The 21700-nt window shown below is 68.4% G+C and carries 17 protein-coding genes; 9 read left to right on the top strand and 8 right to left on the bottom strand.

The annotated features are described in order from the left end of the window. Positions 1-1212, bottom strand: coding sequence for an ATP-binding protein (locus ABIC35_RS16790; RefSeq protein ID WP_147425867.1), 1212 nt, complete (start codon positions 1210-1212; stop codon positions 1-3). Between the two features lie 294 nt (positions 1213-1506). Here ABIC35_RS16790 and ABIC35_RS16785 point away from each other — a divergent pair, with 294 nt between their 5' ends. Further along, a complete protein-coding gene (locus ABIC35_RS16785; RefSeq protein WP_121076370.1) occupies positions 1507-4023 on the top strand; it encodes a TonB-dependent receptor domain-containing protein in 2517 nt (838 codons plus the stop codon). A 58-nt stretch (positions 4024-4081) separates the two neighbouring features. Here the strand turns inward: ABIC35_RS16785 and ABIC35_RS16780 are convergent, their stop codons facing one another. The 3 genes from ABIC35_RS16780 to ubiM form a co-directional block, all read right to left on the bottom strand. Next, a complete protein-coding gene (locus ABIC35_RS16780; protein WP_121076367.1) occupies positions 4082-4405 on the bottom strand; it encodes a DUF2218 domain-containing protein in 324 nt (107 codons plus the stop codon). A gap of 72 nt (positions 4406-4477) precedes the next feature. Then, positions 4478-5092 carry a PadR family transcriptional regulator gene (locus ABIC35_RS16775; protein ID WP_220667349.1) on the bottom strand — a complete coding sequence of 205 codons (615 nt, stop codon included), beginning with the start codon at positions 5090-5092 and terminating at the stop codon, positions 4478-4480. 202 nt (positions 5093-5294) lie between these two features. Then, positions 5295-6467, bottom strand: coding sequence for a 5-demethoxyubiquinol-8 5-hydroxylase UbiM (gene ubiM, locus ABIC35_RS16770; RefSeq protein ID WP_121076362.1), 1173 nt, complete (start codon positions 6465-6467; stop codon positions 5295-5297). Between the two features lie 126 nt (positions 6468-6593). On the opposite strand from ubiM, the gene ABIC35_RS16765 reads away from it, so the two are divergent. The 8 genes from ABIC35_RS16765 to nagE all read left to right on the top strand — a co-directional run bounded on the left by ABIC35_RS16765 (position 6594) and on the right by nagE (position 16417). Next, complete coding sequence (locus ABIC35_RS16765) at positions 6594-7913, top strand: replication-associated recombination protein A (RefSeq protein ID WP_121076359.1); 1320 nt, start codon at positions 6594-6596, stop codon at positions 7911-7913. Next, entirely contained in the window at positions 7906-8253 is a 348-nt protein-coding gene (locus ABIC35_RS16760; protein WP_121076356.1) for an MmcQ/YjbR family DNA-binding protein, read from the top strand. Before ABIC35_RS16765 ends, ABIC35_RS16760 begins: the two co-directional genes overlap by 8 nt. Continuing rightward, positions 8250-9110 (top strand): hypothetical protein, encoded by an 861-nt coding sequence (locus ABIC35_RS16755; protein WP_121076353.1) that lies wholly within the window; start codon positions 8250-8252, stop codon positions 9108-9110. Before ABIC35_RS16760 ends, ABIC35_RS16755 begins: the two co-directional genes overlap by 4 nt. A gap of 45 nt (positions 9111-9155) precedes the next feature. After that, positions 9156-9890 (top strand): copper homeostasis protein CutC, encoded by a 735-nt coding sequence (locus ABIC35_RS16750; protein WP_121076350.1) that lies wholly within the window; start codon positions 9156-9158, stop codon positions 9888-9890. Positions 9891-9958: 68 nt separating this feature from the next. Beyond that, positions 9959-11008, top strand: a complete 1050-nt coding sequence (locus ABIC35_RS16745) for an SIS domain-containing protein (RefSeq protein ID WP_121076347.1) — start codon at positions 9959-9961, stop codon at positions 11006-11008. Beyond that, a complete protein-coding gene (gene nagA / locus ABIC35_RS16740) occupies positions 11005-12138 on the top strand; it encodes an N-acetylglucosamine-6-phosphate deacetylase (RefSeq protein ID WP_121076344.1) in 1134 nt (377 codons plus the stop codon). Before ABIC35_RS16745 ends, nagA begins: the two co-directional genes overlap by 4 nt. An 86-nt stretch (positions 12139-12224) precedes the next feature. Next, on the top strand, positions 12225-14705 hold the full coding sequence (ptsP, locus tag ABIC35_RS16735; protein ID WP_121079302.1) for a phosphoenolpyruvate--protein phosphotransferase: 2481 nt from the start codon (positions 12225-12227) through the stop codon (positions 14703-14705). Then, positions 14702-16417: an N-acetylglucosamine-specific PTS transporter subunit IIBC gene (gene nagE, locus ABIC35_RS16730; RefSeq protein WP_121076341.1), complete on the top strand. Its 1716-nt coding sequence runs from the start codon at positions 14702-14704 to the stop codon at positions 16415-16417. The genes ptsP and nagE overlap by 4 nt, the downstream gene beginning before the upstream one ends. A gap of 139 nt (positions 16418-16556) precedes the next feature. Here nagE and ABIC35_RS16725 read toward each other — a convergent pair whose 3' ends face one another. The 4 genes from ABIC35_RS16725 to ABIC35_RS16710 all read right to left on the bottom strand — a co-directional run bounded on the left by ABIC35_RS16725 (position 16557) and on the right by ABIC35_RS16710 (position 21548). Further along, positions 16557-16904, bottom strand: coding sequence for a low molecular weight protein tyrosine phosphatase family protein (locus tag ABIC35_RS16725; protein ID WP_121076338.1), 348 nt, complete (start codon positions 16902-16904; stop codon positions 16557-16559). A gap of 93 nt (positions 16905-16997) precedes the next feature. Continuing rightward, positions 16998-17771 carry a J domain-containing protein gene (locus ABIC35_RS16720; protein ID WP_121076335.1) on the bottom strand — a complete coding sequence of 258 codons (774 nt, stop codon included), beginning with the start codon at positions 17769-17771 and terminating at the stop codon, positions 16998-17000. Positions 17772-17887: 116 nt separating this feature from the next. After that, a complete protein-coding gene (gene galA, locus ABIC35_RS16715) occupies positions 17888-20773 on the bottom strand; it encodes a beta-galactosidase GalA (protein ID WP_121076332.1) in 2886 nt (961 codons plus the stop codon). Positions 20774-20810: 37 nt separating this feature from the next. After that, complete coding sequence (locus ABIC35_RS16710) at positions 20811-21548, bottom strand: GntR family transcriptional regulator (RefSeq protein WP_121079300.1); 738 nt, start codon at positions 21546-21548, stop codon at positions 20811-20813. Positions 21549-21700 lie beyond the last annotated feature (152 nt).

Genomic DNA, 21700 nt, shown 5'->3' with positions numbered 1-21700 from the left:
CTAGCCTAGAACCTCTCGCGCGGCGAGCACGAAGCGCAAGCGGGTGCCGCCCGTTGCCGGGGTTTGCAGGTCCAGCGCAGTCTCGTGCGCCTCGAGGATCCGCCGGGTGACGGTGAGGCCGATCCCCTGCCCGCCGCTGGTCGACCGCCCCCGCTCGGGAATGATCCCGCCGGGAAAGCCGGGACCATTGTCGGTCACCGCGATTTCCACCCCGTCCTCCACGGCGCGCGCCGACAGCAGGATCCAGGCGCCCTCCGTGCCATGCAGTGCTTGGGCAGCATTGCGCAGCAGGTTGGCGAGCACCTGGCCGATCTGCACGCGATCAGCGAGCAGCGCCCCCAATCCGTCTTCGATTTCCACGTCGATCTGCGGGAGCGTTCCGCTCCACACCGCCTCGAACAATTCGCGCGCTTCGTCGAACAGCGTCCCGGCGGGTACAAACTCTGCATCCACCTCGCCGCGCTCGACCAGCGCCCGCGTCCGCACGACGATCTGGGACGATCGGCTGATCTGCGCCCGTGCCCGCGCCAGCTGCCGCAGCACATCGGGACCGCCGGTGCCGCGCAGCGCCATCTCCACCGTCGCAATGTAATTCGACGCGGCCGAGAGCGGCTGTACCATCTCGTGCGCGAGCATCGCCGCGGTAGCCGCGTCCTCTTCGGCAGCGCTGCGCGAAATGCTGCCGATCAATGCCCGCTGCGCCTTGTCGAGCGCGTCGCGTGCCTTCATCGCCGCGAGCATTTCCGCTTCGACCAGCAGCCGGTTCTTCGCCACCGCGACATAGCTGCAGATGGTGCGCAGGAAGCGCAGTTCGATCTCGGTGAAGGGCACGCCGCTGCGCCGGCCAAAGCCGAGCGTGCCGAGCAACACCTCGCCGTGGAGCAGCGGCGTGCAGGCATAGCTGTCGAGTCCGACGTCGCGGATGAAATTGGTCATCGGATTGTCGCTGCCCTGTACCTGGGCGACGACCCGGGGGGTGCGATCGCGCGCGACCATCCCGCACACCGCCTGCCCGAACTGCAGCCGCGCACCCGCCGTCTTCTGCGCCTCGGAAAGTCCCCCGCTCGCCTCCAGGACCAGCAGGTGATCCGGCTCCGCGCGATAGTGGAAATAGACGTCGAGCAGCAGCTCGTCGCGGACCATCTCGAACAGATAGTCGATCATCGCCGTCGGATCCGATGCGCCGAGCATCTTGCCAGCACAGTCTGCCAACAAACCGAGCAATCGCGCTTCTTGCGGCGCGCTTTCATTGGGGTGGCGTTTCCGGATGCGCGATTCGATCACTGCTCCACTCTCCCCTGCCAACCGACTGCTGCTTCGACGCTACCGAATATACGAGAGAATGCGAAATTCGGACGCGAGGAGAAAGATTTCCGGCACCGACAGGCAAACGTTCCCACTATGCGCGGTGACGACTCGTACTTCTACCTATAGGTTCCCTTTCAATGCCTTAACCCCCGCCACCCCAATGCGCCTTCAGAAACAATCGAGACAAATGGGGTTGTGATGAATACACGTTTCCGCCTGGCGCTGGCCCTTTCCGCAGCGACGATTGCGCTGCCCGCGCACGCCCAACAGGCTTCCAGCGGCACCGAAACGCGGGCCGCCCATGACAGCGACTCGGCCGAGGCCAAGCCGCAGAAGCAGGCTTTCACCACCGGCGTCGCCAAGGGCCGCGACCTGCTCGATTCCGCGATTTCGGCGAGCTCGATCGACGAGGACCAGATCCAGAAGATCGGCACCCGCTCGATCGCCGAAGTCCTGGGCAATATGCCCGGCATCCGCGCGGAAACCGCCGGCACCGATGGTCTGACCGCGGTCACCATCCGCGGCCTGCCGATGGCAGCGGACGGCTCCAAGTTCCTGCAGATCCAGGAAGACGGCCTGCCCGTTCTCGAGTTCGGCGACATCCATTTCGCCTCGACCACCGCGTTCCTGCGCACCGATCTCAGCCTGTCGCAGGTCCAGGCGATCCGCGGCGGCTCGGCTTCCACCTTCGCCTCGAACTCGCCGGGCGGCCTGGTCAACTTCCTCTCCAAGACCGGCGAGGAAGAGGGCGGCACGATCCAGCTTTCCTCGGGCATCGACCATGAACTCGGCCGCGTCGATTTCGATTACGGCGGTCATCTCAGCAAGACGGTGCGCTTCAACGTCGGCGGCTTCTATCGCCAGGGCGAAGGCCCGCGCGCGACCGGCTATGACGCGTTTAAGGGCGGCCAGATCAAGATGAACGTCACCAAGACGTTCGGGAACGGCTATATCCGCCTGTACGGCAAGTATCTCGACGACCGCGAGCCGAATTATGCGATGCTGCCCGTGGCGGTCCGTGGCACCAACGCGAACCCCAGCTACAGCACCATCCCGGGCTTCGATCCGCGGAAGGACACCCTCTATTCGCGCTACAAGACCTCGATCCTCGCGCTCGATGGCAACAACAACGTCCAGAATCTGGACCTGCGCGACGGCGACCGCAGCAAGGTCGCGTCGATCGGCCTGGAAGCGCAGTTCGACGTCGCCGGCTGGACCTTCAGCGATCGCATGCGCTACGCCGCGATCTCCGGCACCTATAACGAGGGCAGCTCGTTTGCGGTGCTGCCGGCGGCCGCGCTTGCCCCGGCGTTTGCCGGCCCCGGCGCGACGCTGCGCTACGCAACCGGCCCCAAGACTGGCCAGACGATCACCAATCCGACCACGCTGAATGGCAACGGACTGCTGATGTACGGGCTGGAACTCCACTCGGACCTCGAGAAGCTCGACAATTTCACCAACGATTTCCGCGGCAGCCGCGTATGGAACGTTGGTGAAGGCAAGCTGACGACCACGGCCGGCCTCTACGCCTCCTCGCAGGCGATGGTTCAGAACCTCGACTTCATCTCCGACGTGTACGACATCGCCAGCGGCGGCAACTCGGCGTATGTCGACGTGCTCACCGCGGGCGGCGTTCCGGTGACGCAGGGCGGCGTGCTGAACTACGGCATCCGTGGTGGCGCAGGCTATCGCCGCCGCTACGACCTGCAGTATCGCGTGTTCGCACCCTATGGCTCGGTGAACTACCAGATCGGCGCGCTCTCGGTGGGCGGCAGTCTGCGCTACGACTTCGGCAAGGTCAGCGGGACGCTGTACGGCGCCGATCTTGGCGGCGGCCGCGTCGGCGTGGCGCCGGTCGACATGAACCGCGACGGCGCAATCTCGCTGCCCGAGCGCAGCGTCGCGGTGCTGCCGCTGTCGCAGCCGGGCCTGGCGGATTACAGCTACAAATACGCGTCCTACTCGGTCGGCGTGAACTACCGCGTTGCCGAGCCGCTGTCGGTGTTTGCCCGCTACAGCCGCGGTGCCCGCGCCAGCGCAGAGCGCCTGTTCTTCTCGCCCGCGGTGAACCCGAATTCGGGTGCGCTGACCGATCCGGCGATGGCCTTTGGCCCGGTCAAGCAGGCCGAAGCGGGCGTGAAGTTCCGCAAGGACGGCGTGACGCTGTTCGCCACCGGCTTCTGGGCTTCCACCACCGACAAGAACCTGCAGATCGGTGCCGATGCCAGGGGCGGCACCGTCGTGCTGCAGATCGACCGCGACTATAGCGCCAAGGGCGTCGAGCTCGAAGGCCTGTTCGAGCATGGGCCGCTCAGCCTGCGCCTCGGCGCCACCTACACCAAGGCCAAGATCGATGCGGACAAGGCTGACAAGACCCTGGTCGGCAACACCCCGCGCCACCAGCCGGACCTGATCTTCCAGGCGACCCCGCAGTTCGAGGTGAAGCGCTTCACCATCGGCACCAACGTGATCGGCACCACCAGCAGCTTCGCGCAGGACGGCAACCTGCTCAAGCAGCCGGGCTATGCGATCGTCAGCCCGTTCGTGCAGGTTCGCCCGGTGAACGGCGTGCAGATCGGCCTCAACGTTTACAACGTTTTCGACAAGCTGGCCTTCGTCTCGGTCAACTCGGCCGCGGTCCCGGCCTCGGGCATCGCGACTGCCCAGACGCTGACGGGCCGGACGATCACCGGCTCTGTCCGCTTCAGCTTCTGATCCGGACTACCAGCAAGAAGGGGCGGGAACCACGCGGTTCCCGCCCCTTTTTAGTGGCTTAGTGCCAGTCGAAGGTCAGTGCGCCCTCGCGAAAGGCGAAGCGATCGAGGTGCCTTGCAACGGCATCCTTCAGTCCCTCCAGCTGCTCCGTGGACGTCGCATCGATCCGTACCTCCAGCCCGGTCTCGGCGACGTCGAACGTCACCGCCGCATCTCCGGGATGATTGGCACCGCGGGCGTCCTTGGGGAAGATCACCGTGCCGTTCTCCGGCGTGAAAGTGACCTGCAGGTTGTGCTCCCAATGCTTGCACAGCTGCTGCAGGTAGCGGCTGGCATGCTCGGTCGGCACCAGCGCATGGGCGGTGAACGGGGCGATCGTCATTCTTCTCTCCTTGGCCGCGGTGGGGACGAGCCCCAGACGACGGCGTAACACCTCGATCCGGGGCATCGTTTCCTACAGCCGCTCGATCTTGCGCGCGGCTTCGTCGAGGATCTCGGCGATCGCGTGCAGGCGCTCGGGATCCACTTCCTCGTCGAACACACTGGCGGCGAGCACGGTCTTGAGGTTGTGCATCGCCCGGCGCACCGGGCCGCCGCTGGTGCGGGCATGGCGCTCGCCAAGGTCCGCCAACCGCTGAAAGAGTGCCTCAACTTCCGCTGCATTCTCCGCAAGATGCGCGGTGCCGGTCTCGGTGATCGCGAACTGCTTCTTGGCGCCCTCGCTCTTGTGCTCGGCGATCAGGTCCATGTCGTCGAGCATGGTCAGCGTGGGATATACGACGCCGGGGCTCGGCGCATAGGCGCCGTTGGAGCGCGCCTCGATCTCGCGGATCAGGTCATAGCCGTGGCGCGGGGCCTCCTCGATGAGCTTGAGCAGGATCAGGCGGAGCTCGTCTCCGCCGAACATCCGCCGGCCGCGCCCGCCAGGCCCGCGCTCGCCCATGGCGAAGGCCATGTCGAAACCGCCTGGGAAGCCCCCGCCCCAGCCGCCGCGTCCGCGGGGGCCGAACTGATGGCCGTGATGATGGTGATGGTGATGATGGCCATGACGGCCGAAGGGAGAAAACATGGTGCTGTGCATCCTGTTCGAGTCTTGATGCGCACAAGATATATCTTGAAAGAGTTTATGCAAGGGTGTTTGAAGCGAGTTTAGCCCCTCCTCCTTGGAGGAGGGGTTGGGGTGGAGGGAATTCCAGAACGTCGGTTGGTCTCTGTGAGACACGGCCCCACCCCAAACCCCTCCCCTGAAGAGGAGGGGCTTAAGAGATGCCCTAATGCGTCAGCATCGCCAGAACCGTCGGGCGCACGAAGGGCAGCCCTGCCCCCAGCCGCAGGAACGCATGCCGCATCGCGCGGGCCGGCAGCCGCTCGTCGGTGAACAGCCGCACCAGCAGGTTGGTCCCCGTGTAGAGCGGCTTGCACGCCGCACGGTGGCCGTTCTCGAAGCGCCGCAGCACCGCCGGCAGTGCCGGATTCATCCCCCGCCGCACTGCATCGCGCACCTCGGCCGCGAGCAGCGCCTGCCCGCTCAGCCCCAGGTTGAAGCCATGCGCCGTCACCGGGTGCATCCCCACCGCCGCATCGCCGATCAACGCCGCGCGGCCGGTGACGAACTGATGTGCCCAGGTGGTGACCAGCGGATAGACGTTGCGATCGCTCACCACTTCGATCCGCCCCAGCCGCTGGCGGAAGCGGCGGGTGAGGTCGCGGCCGAGCGCGGCGTCGTCGAACGCCGCGACGCGCCGCGCGGCCTCCTCGGGCAGGGTCAGCACCGCACCGGCCAGGTTGCCGTTGAGCGGCAGCAGCGCGAGCGTCTGGCGATGGTCGAACCATTCGAGCGCGGTCGCGCCATGGGGCAGCTCATGGCGCACCCGCACCACCATCATGGAGCGGCCGAGCGGGTTGATGTCGGTATCGATCCCCAGCGCCTCGCGGGTCTTGGACAGTCGCGAGTCGGCGACCACCAGCAGCCGCGCCCGCACCACCTCGCCCGAGGAGAGCAGCACTTCCGCGCGGGGCCCGGTCGCGCCCGAGCGGGCATGGACCACCTCCGCGCCGGTCACCAGCCGCAGTCCGGGCTGGTGCTTCACCGCATCGTACAGCGCGGCGCGGATTCGATGGTTGGGCACCAGATAGCCGAGCTGGTCGTCCTCCCCGCCCCCCGCGGTGAAGTTGAGCGCGAAGGGCGAGTCGCCGTTCAGCACCTTGGCCGCGTGCATCGGCGCGATCTCGTCGGGCGGCAGCCGCTCCCAAGCGCCGAGCGCGTCGAGGATGCGCTTCGAGCCATGGGTGAGCGCGATCTCGCGCCCGTCGAAGCGCGGGCTCGCCAGCGCCTCCAGCGACGCGCGCTCGAGCAGCACGATGCTCAGCCCGCTGTCTTCCAGCGAGCGCGCGAAGGCGAGGCCCGCCGGCCCTCCCCCGACGATGACGACGTCGCAGTCCATGCCCGATCCTCCTTGATACCGCGCGGAGGGTGCGGCGGGGCGAAAGCGGATGCCTTGCGCGGGATCAACCCGCGCCAATGCCGAGGAAGGATGCAAATCGCAGCACAGCTGCCTATCTTGGCTGCAATGGCCGACCTTTTTGCGACCCACGAACAACCCGCTGCCGACTCCACCCCCGCCGGCGGCCCGCTCGCCGATCGGCTGCGCCCGCAGAAGCTCGACGAAGTGGTCGGGCAGGAGCATCTTACCGGGCCGCAGGGCGCGATCGGGCGGATGGTCGCGGCGGGCAAGCTCAGCTCGATCATCTTCTGGGGACCGCCGGGCACCGGCAAGACCACCATGTCGCGGCTGCTCGCCGATGCGGTGGGCTTGCGCTTCGTCGCGATCTCGGCGGTGTTCTCGGGCGTCGCCGATCTCAAGAAGGTGTTCGCCGAGGCGCGCGATCATGCCCGGATCGGCAAGCGCACGCTGCTGTTCGTGGACGAGATCCACCGCTTCAACCGCGCCCAGCAGGACGGCTTCCTTCCTTATGTGGAGGACGGCACGGTCACGCTGGTGGGGGCGACCACCGAGAACCCGTCCTTCGAACTCAACGCCGCGTTGCTCAGCCGCGCGCAGGTGCTGATCCTGCACCGGCTCGATCACGACGCATTGTGCCAGCTGCTCGATCGCGCCGAGGCGCTGGAGGAACGCCCCCTGCCCCTCACCCCCGAAGCCCGCGACGCGCTGGTGGCGAGCGCGGACGGCGACGGGCGCTTCCTGCTCAACCAGGCCGAGACGCTGTTCTCGGTGCAGTTCGAGGCGCCGCTCGGTCCCGCCGGACTCTCCGCCTTCCTGCAGCGCCGGGTTGCGGTCTACGACAAGGACCGCGAGGGGCATTACAACCTGATCTCGGCGCTGCATAAATCGGTGCGCGGCTCCGATCCGCAGGCGGCGCTCTATTATCTCGCGCGGATGCTCACCGCGGGCGAGGAGCCGCTGTACCTGCTCCGCCGCCTCGTCCGCATGGCGGTGGAGGATATCGGCATGGCCGATCCCAACGCGCTGGTGCAGTGCATGGCCGCCAAGGACACCTACGACTTTCTCGGGTCGCCGGAGGGGGAGCTAGCGGTCGTCCAGGCATGTCTCTATCTGGCGACAGCACCCAAATCCAACGCCGCTTACAAGGCGCAGAAGGCGGCGTGGAAGGTGGCGAAGGAAACCGGCTCGCTGATGCCGCCGCAGAACATCCTCAACGCGCCGACCAAGCTGATGAAGCAGATCGGCTATGGCACCGGCTATACCTACGACCATGACGCCGAGGGCGGCTTCTCGGGCGACAATTACTGGCCGGCAGAGATGGAGCCGCAGACCTTCTACACCCCCACCGATCGCGGCCACGAGAAACGGGTGGCGGAGCGGCTCGCCTGGTGGGCGGCGATGCGCGAGCAGCGGCGCGATGGATGATTGGAAGGATGCCTGCGCCTTCGCGCTGACGCTGCCGGACGTCGAAATCGGCAGTTGGTGGAACACGCCCTGCCCCAAGATCAACGGCAAGGGCCTGATCTCGCCCAGCCGGGAGCCCGGCAGCTTCGGGCTGATGATCCGCCAGGACGAGAAGCCGCTGCTGCTGGAGACGGATCCCGACACCTTCTGGCAGACCGACCATTATCGCAACTATCCGATGCTGCTGGTCCGCTACGGCACCCCGGCGCGCGAGCGGATCGAGCTCTACATCCAGCGCGCCTGGTGGGACCGCGCCAAGAAGGCCCAGCGCCTCGCCGCTGAGCTGGGAACGCGCCCCTGAGATTCACCGACTTCATCACGATCGACTGGTCCGGCCAAGCAGTCGAGCGGCCCAAGGGGCTTGCCGTGGCGCATGCCCCTGCAGGCGACGCCGCGCCGGTGCTGATCGACCGCCCCTGGTCGCGTGCCGATATTCTCGCGTTCCTGGAGGGCCTTGCCGATAGCGGCACGCGCGCGCTGGTCGGGCTCGATCTCTCCCCCGCCTTCCCCTTTGCAGATGCCGGGGCCTATTTCCCCGGCTGGGACGAAAGCCCCGCCGACGCCCCGGCGCTATGGGCGCTGGTCGATCGCCTGTCTGCAGCCGATCCGCACCTCGCCGCGACCAGCTTCGTCCAGCATGAAGAGGCGCGACGACATTTCCGCCAGATGGGCGATTGCGGCGACCTCTTCCCCGGCGGGCGCGGACGGTTCCGGGTGTGTGAGGTGGGACAGGAAGCGATGGCGCTGTCGCCCTATAGCTGCTTCAACCTGGTCGGGGCGAGCCAGGTCGGCAAGTCGAGCCTGACCGGCATGCGCGTCCTCCATCGCCTGCGCGGCCGGGTGGGGCTCTGGCCCTTCGATCCGCTGCCCGAAACCGGCCCGGTGCTGGTGGAAATCTACACCTCGCTCGCCGCGCGACTCGCCGGCATGCGCAAGGGCATCTCGAAGATCCGCGACGCCGAGACGCTCGACGCGATGCTCGCCGCCTTCGGATCGGCGCCGCACGCGCCGCTCTCCCGTTATGATGACCATGCCACCGACGCGATCCTCAGCGCCGCCTGGCTGCGGGTGGCCGCCGGACAGCCGGGCCTGTGGAGTCCGGCCGGCCTCACACCCGATCTAGCCCGGACGGAGGGCTGGACGTTCGGCGTGCTCTGAGGAATAGGACTTTTTTAGAACCTTAGCCCCGGAGGCGAATACCTCATGCGTCGATTGCTCGAAGTCTGCGTGGAAGATGTCGCCGGGATCGATGCCGCGGTAACCGGCGGCGCGGACCGAATCGAGCTATGCGCCGCGCTTGCGGTGGGTGGTCTTACCCCGCCCGAATCGCTGATCGCCGCGGCCGCAACGGCGCCGATCCCGGTGCACCTGCTCGCCCGCCCCCGGGACGGCAACTTCGTCTACACCGCCGCCGAAGCCGCGCTGGTCGCCGCCGACATTCGCGCGGCCGCCGAGGCGGGACTGGTCGGCGTGGTGATCGGCGCCAGCCGCATCGACCGTCAGCTCGATGCGGAGATGCTCGCGGCATGGGTAGATGTCGCGCGCGGCGGCGGCCACAGCCTGTCGCTGACGCTCCACCGCGCCTTCGATCTTTGCCCCGATCCGCTGGCCGCAATGGAAACCGCGATCACGCTCGGCTTCGACCGGATCCTCACCTCCGGCTGCACCCCCAAGGCCATCGACGGGCGCGAGACGCTCGCCGCGCTGGTACAGGCCGCGAGCGACCGAATCACCATATTGGCCGGCAGCGGCGTCGACGCGACCACGCTGCCACCGATCCTCGAGACCGGCGTGCGCGAGGTCCATGCCTCGTGCCGCAGCCCGCAGGGCAGCGCCGACACGCGTGAAATCGCGTTCGGTTTCCAGGCCGGCCCGCGCCTCGCCACCGACCCCGCAAAAGTTTCTACCCTGCGTAATTTGCTCGACGCACGCAGCTAGCGCTTGAACAATACCAATATGTAACTTATCCCTGATTCCATCATAGCCAGTGGAGGCAATGGGGGACGATGATCGCTGAAATCGAAAAGCCCGCAGGTGGTCAGACGCTGATGGCGTCCGAGGCTGCCGAGGCCGGCGCCGCGGTCCGCCGCCTGCTCGACGCCAACGGCCCGGCGCTCGCTGCGCTGGCCCGCGAACTGCGCGCCGACCCGCCCGCGCTGGTCGTCACCTGCGCCCGCGGTTCGTCGGACCATTCCGCCACTTATGGCAAGTATCTGATCGAGACGATGCTCGGCGTGCCGGTCGCCTCCGCAGCACCCTCGGTTGCGTCGGTGTTCGAGGCGCCCGTCTCCACCGCCCGCGCGCTGTGCATCGCCGTGTCGCAGAGCGGCCGCAGCCCGGACCTGCTCGCCACCGTCAAGGCCTACCAGCGGGCCGGCGCCCGCGTCGTCGCCTTCGTCAACGACGAGGAATCGCCGCTCGCCGAAATGGCCGACACCACGATCGGCCTCAAGGCGGGTCCGGAGCGTTCGGTCGCCGCGACCAAGTCCTACATCACCGCGCTGGCCGCCTTCGCCGCGCTGGTCGCCGAATGGGCGCAGGACGAAGCGCTCGCCACCGCGCTCACGGGCTTGCCCGAACAGCTGGAAAAGGCGCGCGATTTCGACTGGTCACCGGTCGTGGACACGCTGCGCAACGCGACCAACTTGTTCGTGATCGGCCGCGGCTACAGCTTCGCCGTCGCGCAGGAAGCTGCGCTCAAGTTCAAGGAAACCTGCAGCCTGCACGCCGAGGCGTTCAGCGCGGCCGAAGTGCGCCACGGTCCGATGGCGATCGTCGGCGAGGGCTTCCCGGTGCTCGCCTTCGCGACCTCGGACACCGCCGGTGACAGCGTCCGCGAGGCCTCGGCCGAATTCGCCGAGCGCGGCGCCCGCCTGTGCCTGGCCGACGCCAAAGCCGGGGATGCCTCGCCGCTGCCGGTGCTTGCCGGCCACCCTGCGGTGGAGCCGATCCTGATGGTCCAGAGCTTCTACCCGATGGTCAACGCGCTCTCGCTGGCGCGCGGCAACAACCCCGACGCCCCGCTATATCTCCGCAAGGTGACCGAGACTCGATGAGCAGTTTTCGCTTCGTCAACGGCCATATCGTCACCGCTGCCGGCACGCTTCCGGAAGCGGTGATCCAGGTCGACCAGGGCCGCATCGTCTCGATTTCCGCTGAAGGCAGCGGCACCGACACGATCGATCTCGATGGCGGCTGGATCGTTCCCGGCTTCATCGATGTCCAGGTCAATGGCGGCGGCGGCGTGCTGTTCAACGACGCGACCACCGTCGAAGGCATCGCCGCGATCGGCGCGGCGCATGCCAAGTTCGGCACCACGGCGTTCCTGCCGACGCTGATCAGCGACGTGCCCGAGGTGATCGCTCGGGCGCTGGACGCCACCGATGCCGCGATCGAGGCGGGCGTCCCCGGCGTCGTCGGCGTGCATATCGAGGGCCCGATTCTCAACAAGGCGCGCAAGGGCATCCACGACGCGGACAAGTTCCGCGGGCTCGACGCCGGCATGGTCGAGCTGCTGAGCCGCCCGCGCCTCGGCAAGGTGCTGGTGACGCTCGCGCCCGAGATGGTCGACCTGGCCGATGTCCGCCGCCTCGTCGATGCCGGCGTGCTGCTCGCGATCGGCCATAGCGACGCACCCTACGAGACTGCGGTCGCCGCTTTCGAGGCCGGCATGACCGGCGTGACCCACCTCTACAACGCGATGTCGCCACTGCTCCATCGCGCGCCCGGCGTGGTCGGCGCGGCGCTGGAAAACCAGACCGCCTATTGCGGGATCATCCCGGACGGCTTCCACGTCCATGACGCGGCGCTGCGCATTGCGCTGGCGGCCCGTCCCCGGGACCGCTTCCTGCTGGTCACCGACGCCATGCCGAACGTAGGATCGGACATGACCTCGTTCGATCTGCACGGCCAGCATATCCGCGTCGAAGGCGGGCGGCTGCTCGGCGTCGACGGCACGCTGGCTGGTTCGGCGCTCGATATGACCGGTGCGTTCCGCCACATGGTGACCCGCGTCGGCACCTCGCCCGAGGATGCCGCGATGATGGCCGCCGCCAGCCCTGCCGCCTTCCTTGGCCTGTCGCACGAACGCGGTGCGCTTGCCCCCGGGCTGCGCGCCGACTGGGTGCAGATTACCCGCGACTTCCAGCCCGCCGGGTGCTGGATCGGCGCAACCCGCTTCCCCTGATCGCACGGAGACCCGCCCTGAGCACGATCGCGCCGCCCTCTTCCCATGACGACGCCTCGGCCGGGGCCCTTGCCATCGGCGCGCCGATGGCCGGCTGGCTGATGCCGCTGGAGGAGGTTCCCGATCCCGTCTTCTCGCAGCGAATGCTGGGCGACGGCGTGGCGATCGACCCGACCGAGGGCTGCCTCTACGCCCCCTGTGACGGCGAAGTGACGGTGCTGCAGCCGACCGGCCATGCGATCACGCTGCGCGCCGGCGACGGTGTCGAGCTGCTGATGCATATCGGCATCGATACGGTGCAGCTGGCCGGCGCGGGCTTCGATCCGCAGGTGAAGGTGGGCGATCAGGTGCGCGCGGGCGATGTGCTGATCCGCTTCGATCTCGATTCCGTCGTGTGCGGCGCGCCCTCGGTGGTGACGCCGGTGCTGCTGATCAGCCAGGACGGTCTGACGCTCACGGGCAAGCGCGGCAGCGGGCTGGTCGCGCCGGGCGAACCGATCTTCACCATCGAGCGTGCGGGCACGGTTGTCGAGGCCGCCACCGAGATCGTCGGCGAGACGGCGACGCGTACCGTGGTCGTGCCGCTCGCGCACGGCATCCATGCGCGGCCGGCCGCCAAGCTGCGCGAAGTGCTGGTGCCCTTCGCCGCCAAGGTGACGATCGCCAAGGGCGAGCAGAGCGCCGATGCGCGCAGCCCGGTGCGGCTGATGACGCTCGGCATCAAGCTGGGCGACACGATCCGCATCACCGCCGAGGGCGGCCGCGCCGACGAAGCCGCGGCGACGCTCGCCGCGCTGATCGAGAGCGGGATGGGCGAGAAGGCCGATCCTGCGTCGGCTCCGACGCCCGCTCCCGCCCCTGCCCCCGTCGCCGCGCCGGTTTCGGACGAACCCGGCGTGCTCGCCGGCGTCACCGCCGCCCCGGGCCTCGCGATCGGCACCGCCCGCTTCTTCCGCCTCCCCGAACTGACGATCGATCCGATCGGCAAGGGTGCGAGCCTGGAGCGCGCACGACTAGAGGACGGCATCGCCAAGGTGGTGCGCGCGATCGAGGCCGATCTCAGCCACGCCGCCGGGCCGATGCGGTCGATCCTTTCGGCCCACCGCTCGATGCTCGACGATCCCGAGCTGCTCGAAGCCGCCCGCGCCGCGGTGCTCGACGGTGCCAGCGCCGGCCAGGCCTGGCGCCAGGCGATCCGTCCCCAGGCAGATCTGCTCCGCCGGAGCGGCGACGCGCACCTTTCCGAGCGCGCCGACGACATGGTCGACCTCGAACGCCGCGTCGTCTCGGCGATCGAGGGTGTGCAGGACGCGCCCTTGGTCTTCCCCGAAGGGACGATCCTGCTCGCCGACGACCTGCTGCCCTCGCAGGTCACCGCGATCGATCCGGCGCAGGTCTGCGGCTTCGCCACGGTGCGCGGCGGCCCGACCTCGCACGTCGCCATCCTCGCCGCGAGCCTGGGCATCCCGGCGCTGGTCGCAATGGGATCGGCCCTGCGCACGGTGCAGGAAGGCGAGACGCTGATCCTCGACGCCGGTGCCGGTACGCTCCGCGTCGCCCCGAACGAGGCGCAGCGTGGCGAGGCGCAGGCCCGCGCCGATGCCCGCAAGGCGGCGCTCGCCGCTGCCCGCGCGGCGGCGGGGGCCGAAGCCAGACTCGCCGACGGCACCCGCATTGAAGTGTTCGCCAATCTCGGCTCGGTCGGCGATGCCGAGCGCGCCGTCGCGGCGGGCGCCGAGGGCAGCGGCCTGCTGCGCACCGAATTCCTGTTCCTCGATCGCGAGACGCCCCCCAGCGTGGCCGAGCAGACCGCCGAGTACCAGGCGATTGCCGATGCGCTGCAGGGTCGCCCGCTGATCATCCGCCTGCTCGACATCGGCGGCGACAAGCCCGCACCCTATCTGCCGATCGCCACGGAGGAGAATCCAGCGCTGGGCCTGCGCGGCATTCGCGTCGGCCTCGCCCATCCCCAGGTGCTGGAGGACCAGCTCCGCGCGATCCTCGGCGTGCGCCCGATCGGCGTCGCCAGGATCATGCTGCCGATGATCGCCAGCGTCGGCGAGCTGCGTGCGGTGCGTGCCGTGCTCGATCGCCTGCGCGGCGAGCTGGGCATCGGCGAGAAGGTCGAGCTCGGCATCATGGTCGAGACGCCCGCCGCGGCTGCAACCGCTGACCTGCTGGCCGCCGAGGCCGATTTCCTGTCGATCGGCACCAACGACCTCACGCAATACACGCTCGCCATGGACCGCGGCAATCCGGCGGTGGCGAGCGGCATCGACGGGCTCCACCCCGCGGTGCTGCGCCTGATCGCCGAAACCTGCCGGGGCGCCGCCGCCAAGGGCCGCTGGGTCGGCGTGTGCGGCGGCCTTGCCTCCGATCCGCTGGCAGTACCGATCCTCATAGGCCTCGGCGTCACCGAGCTTTCCGCGACCGTCTCGGTGGTGCCGGAGGTGAAGGCGCTGCTTGCCACCCTCACGCTCGAGCGCGCCCGCGCCCATGCCACCGCCGCGCTGGCCTGCGCCACCGCCGCCGATGTCCGCCGCCTTGCCCGGGAATTCACCGCATGAAGCAGATCCTCGAAACGCTCCAGCCGCTCGGCCGTGCGCTGATGCTGCCGATCGCGGTGCTGCCGGTGGCCGGCCTGCTGCTGCGGCTCGGCCAGCCCGACCTGCTCAACATCGCCTTCGTCAGCGCCGCCGGCGACGCGCTGTTCTCGCATCTCGGCCTGCTCTTCGCGATCGGCGTGGCGACCGGCTATGCCAAGGACGGCAACGGCGCCGCCGCGCTCGCCGGCATCGTCTGCTTCCTGGTCTCGACCGAGGCGGGCAAGAGCCTGCTCGCCGTGCCTGACACGATCGGCGCCGGCCTCGACAAGGACCAGGCGGCGCTCGCCGTAGCGGCATGGAAGGCCAAGGCGGTCGCCCGGCTCGACGTGCCGATCGGCATCGCCTCGGGCCTGATCGGCGGCGTCTTCTACAACCGCTTCTCGGCGATCAAGCTGCCCTCCTATCTCGCCTTTTTCGGCGGCCGGCGCTTCGTGCCGATCGTCAGCGGGCTGGCTGGGCTTTTCATCGCCGTGATCGTCGGCGTCGGCTTCCCGCACATCAGCGCGGGCGTCGACGGGCTCAGCCATGGCATCGCCGGCGCGGACAGCTTCGGACTGTTCGCCTTCGGGTTCCTCAACCGCGTGCTGCTGGTGACCGGCCTGCACCACATCCTCAACAACGTGTTCTGGTTCGTCCAGGGCGATTACAACGGCGCGACGGGCGACCTGCGCCGCTTCTTCGCCGGCGACCCCAATGCGGGCGCGTTCATGGCAGGCTTCTTCCCGGTCATGATGTTCGGCCTGCCCGCCGCCTGCCTCGCCATGTACCGTGCAGCACTCCCCGAGCGCCGCAAGTCCGTCGGCGGCCTGCTGTTCAGCCTCGCGCTCACCTCGCTGCTGACCGGCGTGACCGAGCCGATCGAATACAGCTTCATGTTCCTCGCCCCCGCGCTCTACGTCGTCCATGCGGTGCTGACCGGCGTGGCGATGGTGGTGATGGACCTTCTGGGCGTGAAGCTCGGCTTCGGCTTCTCCGCCGGCCTGTTCGACTACGTCCTGAACTTCGGCAAGGCGACCAAGCCGCTGCTGCTGATCCCGGTCGGGCTGGTGTATTTCGCGCTCTATTACGGCATCTTCAGCTGGGCGATCCGCCGCTTCGACCTGAAGACCCCCGGCCGCGAGGCCGAGGCGCCCGTCGTCGCGAACGCCGGCGCGGTCGCGCCGTCGAGCCGCGGCGAGGCCTTCGCCCGTGCGCTCGGCGGCTCGGCGAACCTGGTCGAGATCGGCGCCTGCACCACCCGCCTGCGCCTGATCGTCGCCGACCAGTCCGTAGTCGACGATGCCGCACTCAAGGCGCTCGGCGCACACGGCATCCTGCGCCCCTCGGAGCGCGCACTGCAGGTGGTGCTCGGCCCGATCGCCGATGTCGTGGCGGTCGAGATCCGCGACGCGACAGCGCGCGGCGGCGTCGCGGCACCTGCCGCACCGGCCGTAGCCCCGGTCCGCACGCCGACGGTGGCGCTCCAGCCGGCAGCGCTGGCGGCGCTGGGCGGCGCAGCGAATCTCCGCGCGGTGAGCGCTCATGACAGCCGCCTGCGCGTCGAACTCGGCGATCCGGCCGAGGTAGATGGCGAGGCATTGCTGGCGCTCGGCCTGCGCGGCCTCGCCCGCCCCTCGGCCACGGTGCTGCACCTGCTCGGCGACGATACGGTCCTCGCGAAGCTGCGCGGCTGAACCCGGGCGCGGCCGCCTAGGTGCGGCCGCGCTCAGGCGCAGCGTGTGGCGCGCGCCTGGTCCTCATTGCCCGACGCATCGAGCAGCCCGAACCGCCGCTCTGGCGCGGCGGCCAACGGCCGGACTTGGTGTAATGCGGTCACTGGTCGCTAACCGGAGCACTCATAGGGAGGTGGCGAGCCATTCGTGATTCGAGCAGACGAATCAGATCCGGATCCATGAACTCGTAGTCATCGGGGATGTCTAAGCAGATTAACCGCTTGCTGCCTAGCACGCGGTTATAGCGCTTCTGAACCTTGTTGCGATGGGTCTTCTCCATAACCACGATGAAGTCGGCCCATGCGACTAGTTCATCACTCAGCGGATTTTCGGCGTCGTTGTTCGTGCCCGCCGATGCCACTTCAATGTCAGGGCGACTGGCGAAGACTTGCTCGGCCGTAGGGCTTCGAAGCCGATTTTGACTGCAAACGAACAAATAGCGCTTCATCGTGACTCCCCGAGATGCCGAGACATTAGCTGGCTCGCGAGTGTCCGCAACTGGGCGTAAGCTGCCTCACTGCGACAAGCCAAGGCGCTGAGATCAGGCCGGACAATCCACCTTCCGTGCCGCCCGCGCCGCTGCGAGCGCCTGGAGGATGCGGATCGTCTGGTGCTCGGCCTGCGCCTTGAGGTGGCGCGGGGCGGATATCCAGCGATCGGGGTGATATTGTTTGAGCAGCGCCCGTGCTTTGGCTTCGACGTCGGCTCGGGTCGCATCCGGCGCGACTTCGAGGACGATCCACCAGCACTCCTCCGCCACGACGGGCGGCGGCGGCGCGGCGGAGTCCGCGCGCTCGGATGCCTGCCGCTCCGCCTCGCGCCAGCTGAGCCGCGCCTTGCCCTCGCGCTCCAGCCGCAGCCGGTCGGCGGCGAAGATGCCGCTGACCGCGATCGTCACGCTGCCCCCGGCGACGAACAGCAGCGAGGCGAATTGCAGGCTCTGCCAGGGCAGTCCGGCCAACCCCTGCGCCTGCAGCTCGCCATAGATCGCGGCGCAGACGATGCGCAGCGCGACATAGCCGGCGCTGATCGCCATCACCCAGCGCGCGCTATAGCCGATCGCGTTGAGCATCGCCTGCTTGACCCCGGAGGCGAGCGGGCGACGCAGGCACAGCAACAGCGCGCCGCCCATCGCACCAATGCAGCCGGGCAGCACCCAGACCTTGCCGAGGTTGTAGAATGCCGCGGTCGCGCCGAACCAGCCGACCGCCCACCACAGGAACAGGCCCCACAGCGCATTGCCGCGCGCAAAGTCATGCGCACGAAAGGCACGCCCGACGCGCTCGCCGACCAGCCACCCGATGAGATGATTCATGCCGTCCCCCTGGAGCGGCAGCCCTATCGGGCGTCCACCAATCAGGCGTGAACGGCCATGGTTAACCGCGTGGTGGGACGTTCGCGATCCTGCCCGAACGCCCCACCCCGATCCGCTCAGCGCGGCGTGAGGGTAACCTTACCGAGCAGCCCCGATGGCTGCCCTGCCGGCGCCTGGACGATCAGCTCGACGGTGCGCTGGCCGCTGCCCGCGGGGAAGGCGGCCTCCAGCGGTGCCGGCGCGGCGTCGGTCTTCTCGGCGAGCTTCTTGCCGTCCACCCACAGTTCCGCACGGCCGCCGACGCTGGCGAAGCGCAGCGTGCCGCCGCCCGCGGCGATGCGCTTCCAGGGCGTGAGGCGGTTGTTGTAGACGCGCCAGCCCGGCTGCGGCTCGGCCGGGGTCGGCATTGCGCTGCGCAGGAACGCCCAGCTGTTGTTGTCCGGCACCAGGCCCGGCTTGGGCTTGTCCGCCGTCACCCCCGAGCGGCGCCAGTCGCCCAGCACCATCAGCGGCGGAGTTACGCCCACCTGGGCGCGCGGCGCGATGTCGGCGCGGTCGATCGTCAGCAGCGCCGGCTTCAGCCCCTCGGCGCTCGCGTTGACGGTGATCTTGCCGCGGCCGGTGCCCGCCTGCACCAGGATCTGGGCGAGCCCGTTGAACAGCGAGCGGGCATTGCCCTTCTCCGCCTCATGGCAGTTCGGATCGCCATTGCCGACGCCGAGGATCGCCGCGCCATCGACGGTGAAGTGCGTCATCAGGTTCGCCGTCGGCACGTGCCGGCCCTGCGCGTCGACCGCATCGACGGTGATCGGCTGCACGTCCTCGTCGTCGCCCGCCATCACCGTGCGCGCGGGGGTGAGCCGCAGCGCAACCGGCTTGCCCACGGTCTCGTGCACCATCCGCGCCACGACCTTGCCGCCGCGCATCGCCTGCGCCTCGAGCCGGCCCGGCGCGTAGGGCACCTGCCATTCATTGCCCTGCAGCCGATCGACCTTCTGCGTGCCGATCACCTTGCCGTTGAGCAGCAGCGTCACGCTTTCGGCGTTCGATGCCACGAACACCTTGATGTTCTGCCCCTCCTTGCCCGGCCAGGTCCAGTGCGGGGCCAGCCACACCACCGGCGCATCATCGATCCAGGCGGCGCTGTGGATGCCGAACGCGGTCTTGGGGAAGCCGCACAGGTCCATGATGCCGAAGAAGCTGGCGATGGTCGGCCATTCATAGGGGGTCGGCTCGCCATGATAATCGAAGCCGGTCCAGACAAACCCGCCGGCAATGAACTCGCGCGCAGCGATCAGCTGCCAGGCCTTGCGATGGGTGTTGCCCCAGGAGGCGGCCTCATCGTCGTACGAGGTGATGACGTGCTTGGCGGGATCGCTGGCGAAGGCGCCGCGCGTCTCGAACGCGCTGGTATCCTCGGAGCTGGTGCTCGGCCGCGTCGGGTTGAGCGCGTGCCACTTGTCATACTCGCCTTGGTAATAGTTGAACCCCATCACATCGACGACCGAGGAGACGTTCTGCGGATTATAGAACGATCCGTTCATCGCCGAGGTCACCGGGCGGCTGTCGTCGAGCTTGCGCACCGCGGCTTCCATTCGGCGGACCATCTCGATGCCCGCCTCGGTGCCCTGCATCGGCTCCTCGTTGAACACCGACCAGAGGATCACGCTGGGATGGTTGCGGTCGCGCCGCACCATCCAGCTGAGCTGGGCGAGATAGTCGGGCGCCGGGTTGAAGTGGCGGTTCTCGTCCATGACGAGGAAGCCCATCCGGTCGCACCAGTCGAGCAGTTCCGCGGTGGGCGCATTGTGCGACATGCGGATCGCGTTGCAGCCCATCGCCTTGAGCCGCTCCAGCCGCCAGCCGAGCAGCGCATCGTACTGCGCGACGCCGGTGCCGGCATGGTCCTGGTGGATGCACACGCCCTTGAGCTTCACCGGCTGATCGTTGACGAACAGCCCCTTGTCGGCATCGAAGCGCACGGTGCGGAAGCCCACCTGGGTGCGCCGCTCGTCGATCAGCTTGCCGTCGCGCAGCAGGCGGGTGTGGACGGTGTAGAGCGTCGGCGTCTCGACCGACCAGAGCTTGGGGCTGCCCAGGCTCAGCGTCATGCCCAACTCGGCGCGGTCGAGCACCGGCACGCTGCCGGCCGTCGTGGCGAAGGCAACGCGCTTGCCGCTGGGATCGAGCAGTTCGGCCTCGACCGCCACTGCTACCGGTGCGCGCTCGATATTGCCGGCCGTGACCGTCACCGGCACGTTCCAGCCGGTCTCAGTCTTGCGCGGATCGCAATGTACCCCGTCGGTGACGATCGACACCGGCCCACGGCGGACCAGCCAGGCATGGCGGTAGAGGCCGGCGCCTTCATACCACCAGCCCTCCATCGCCTCGGCATCGACGCGGATGGCGATGACATTGTCCTCGTCGCCAAAGCGCGCGAACGGGGTCATGTCGATAATAATGCTGGCATAGCCCGACCAGCTGTGCGCGACGACGCTGCCGTTCACCCACACGGTGGCGTTGGTGGCGACGCCGTCGAGGTGGAGCTCGATGGTCTTGCCGTGATCGGCGGGATCGAGCGTCAGCCGGCGGCGGTACCAGCCGATGCCGCGCTTGCGATAACCCTGCGAGACATTGGCGGTCTGCTCGAAGGGCTGGAACGAGGCCCAGTCGTGCGGCAGGCGCACCTCGACCCATTCGCTGTCGTCATAGTCGCGCGCGGCGGCGCCGCGGGCGTTGCCGGCCTTCACGCTGCCATAGGTATCGTCATGGTCCTTGAGCGGCGCCGACAGCACATCGCCCTCATGAAAGCGCCAGCCGCGCTCGATGCGGGTGCGGGTGGGATCGCCGTCGGGCAGGCGCGGCATCAGCGCAGTCGTGGGCGCGGGCATCGGGAAGGCGTCGCCCTCCACCGCGCGCGCGGCCGCCTCGGCCTCGGGCAGTCCGAGCGAGGCAAGCGCCCCCAACCCCGCGCTGCCGAGCAGCAACTGGCGACGATCCATGCAGCAATCTCCAAAAATCAGGCAGGCAGGCGGGCGTTCAGACGTCGCTGAGTTCCGCCACGAAATCATAGGCATCGCCCCGATAATAGGAGCGGGTCACTTCGGCCGGGCGGCCGTCGCGCAGGAAGGCGCGGCGCTCGATCAGCAGGCCGGCATGGCCGGGATCGACCCCGAGCATCTTGGCATGCTCGCCGAGGAACGGCACGGCGCGCAGCCGCTGGAGAGCGCGCACCGGGCGGTTCCCGGCGGCTTCGAGCGCGGTATAGAGCGAGTCCCCCACCGCATCGACCGAGGGCAGGCAATAGCCGGCGATGGTCGAAAATTCGAGCGCCATCGGCTCGCCATCGGCGAAGCGGATGCGCGAGAAGCGCAGCACCGCCGCACCCGGCGACAGGCCCAGCGCCATCGCCTCTTCGGGCGTCACCTGGCCGGTGGAGCGCGCGATCCAGTTGCTGCTGGCGGCGCGGCCCCGCGCAGCCATGTCCTCGGTGAAGGAGGAGAGCTTGGAGAAGCTCTTCTCGACACGCTCGGCGACGAACGTCCCGGCACCGCGGCGGCGGGTGAGCAAACCGTCCTCGACCAGACCGCCGATCGCCTTGCGCACGGTGATGCGCGACACGTCATATTCGACGGCGAGGTCGCGCTCCGGCGGGATCGCGTCGCCCTGGTTGAGGATCTTGCCGCTGATCGCTTCGCGGATCAGTTGCTGCAGCTGCAGATAGAGCGGCGACGGGTTGCCCTCGCGAAACCGGCCGATCTGGTCCGAAAACGTCATCATCTCTCCCCCTTGCCCGACACCGTTGCCAAAGCCCCGACAACTTTGTCTATGGCAGGTTTCCCGCAGCGCGTACCCGCTTTCCTACGGACTTACATTGGTACGATGATACCAACAGCCTCAACGGCTGAGGTCAAGAGGCTAAATGCAAA

Origin of the sequence: Sphingomonas trueperi (genome assembly GCF_040545965.1) — a bacterium.
In the GTDB taxonomy this organism is placed as follows: Bacteria; Pseudomonadota; Alphaproteobacteria; order Sphingomonadales; family Sphingomonadaceae; genus Sphingomonas; species Sphingomonas trueperi_C.
This window is presented reverse-complemented; position numbering and strand designations above follow the sequence as displayed.

Coding starts and splice junctions, on each gene's coding strand:
- ABIC35_RS16785 (WP_121076370.1), top strand. CDS start 1,507: ATGAATACACGTTTCCGCCTGGCGCTGGCCCTTTCCGCAGCGACGATT.
- ABIC35_RS16780 (WP_121076367.1), bottom strand. CDS start 4,405: ATGACGATCGCCCCGTTCACCGCCCATGCGCTGGTGCCGACCGAGCAT.
- ABIC35_RS16775 (WP_220667349.1), bottom strand. CDS start 5,092: ATGTTTTCTCCCTTCGGCCGTCATGGCCATCATCACCATCACCATCAT.
- ubiM (WP_121076362.1), bottom strand. CDS start 6,467: ATGGACTGCGACGTCGTCATCGTCGGGGGAGGGCCGGCGGGCCTCGCC.
- ABIC35_RS16765 (WP_121076359.1), top strand. CDS start 6,594: ATGGCCGACCTTTTTGCGACCCACGAACAACCCGCTGCCGACTCCACC.
- ABIC35_RS16760 (WP_121076356.1), top strand. CDS start 7,906: ATGGATGATTGGAAGGATGCCTGCGCCTTCGCGCTGACGCTGCCGGAC.
- ABIC35_RS16750 (WP_121076350.1), top strand. CDS start 9,156: ATGCGTCGATTGCTCGAAGTCTGCGTGGAAGATGTCGCCGGGATCGAT.
- ABIC35_RS16745 (WP_121076347.1), top strand. CDS start 9,959: ATGATCGCTGAAATCGAAAAGCCCGCAGGTGGTCAGACGCTGATGGCG.
- nagA (WP_121076344.1), top strand. CDS start 11,005: ATGAGCAGTTTTCGCTTCGTCAACGGCCATATCGTCACCGCTGCCGGC.
- ptsP (WP_121079302.1), top strand. CDS start 12,225: ATGGCCGGCTGGCTGATGCCGCTGGAGGAGGTTCCCGATCCCGTCTTC.
- nagE (WP_121076341.1), top strand. CDS start 14,702: ATGAAGCAGATCCTCGAAACGCTCCAGCCGCTCGGCCGTGCGCTGATG.
- ABIC35_RS16725 (WP_121076338.1), bottom strand. CDS start 16,904: ATGAAGCGCTATTTGTTCGTTTGCAGTCAAAATCGGCTTCGAAGCCCT.
- ABIC35_RS16720 (WP_121076335.1), bottom strand. CDS start 17,771: ATGAATCATCTCATCGGGTGGCTGGTCGGCGAGCGCGTCGGGCGTGCC.
- galA (WP_121076332.1), bottom strand. CDS start 20,773: ATGGATCGTCGCCAGTTGCTGCTCGGCAGCGCGGGGTTGGGGGCGCTT.
- ABIC35_RS16710 (WP_121079300.1), bottom strand. CDS start 21,548: ATGACGTTTTCGGACCAGATCGGCCGGTTTCGCGAGGGCAACCCGTCG.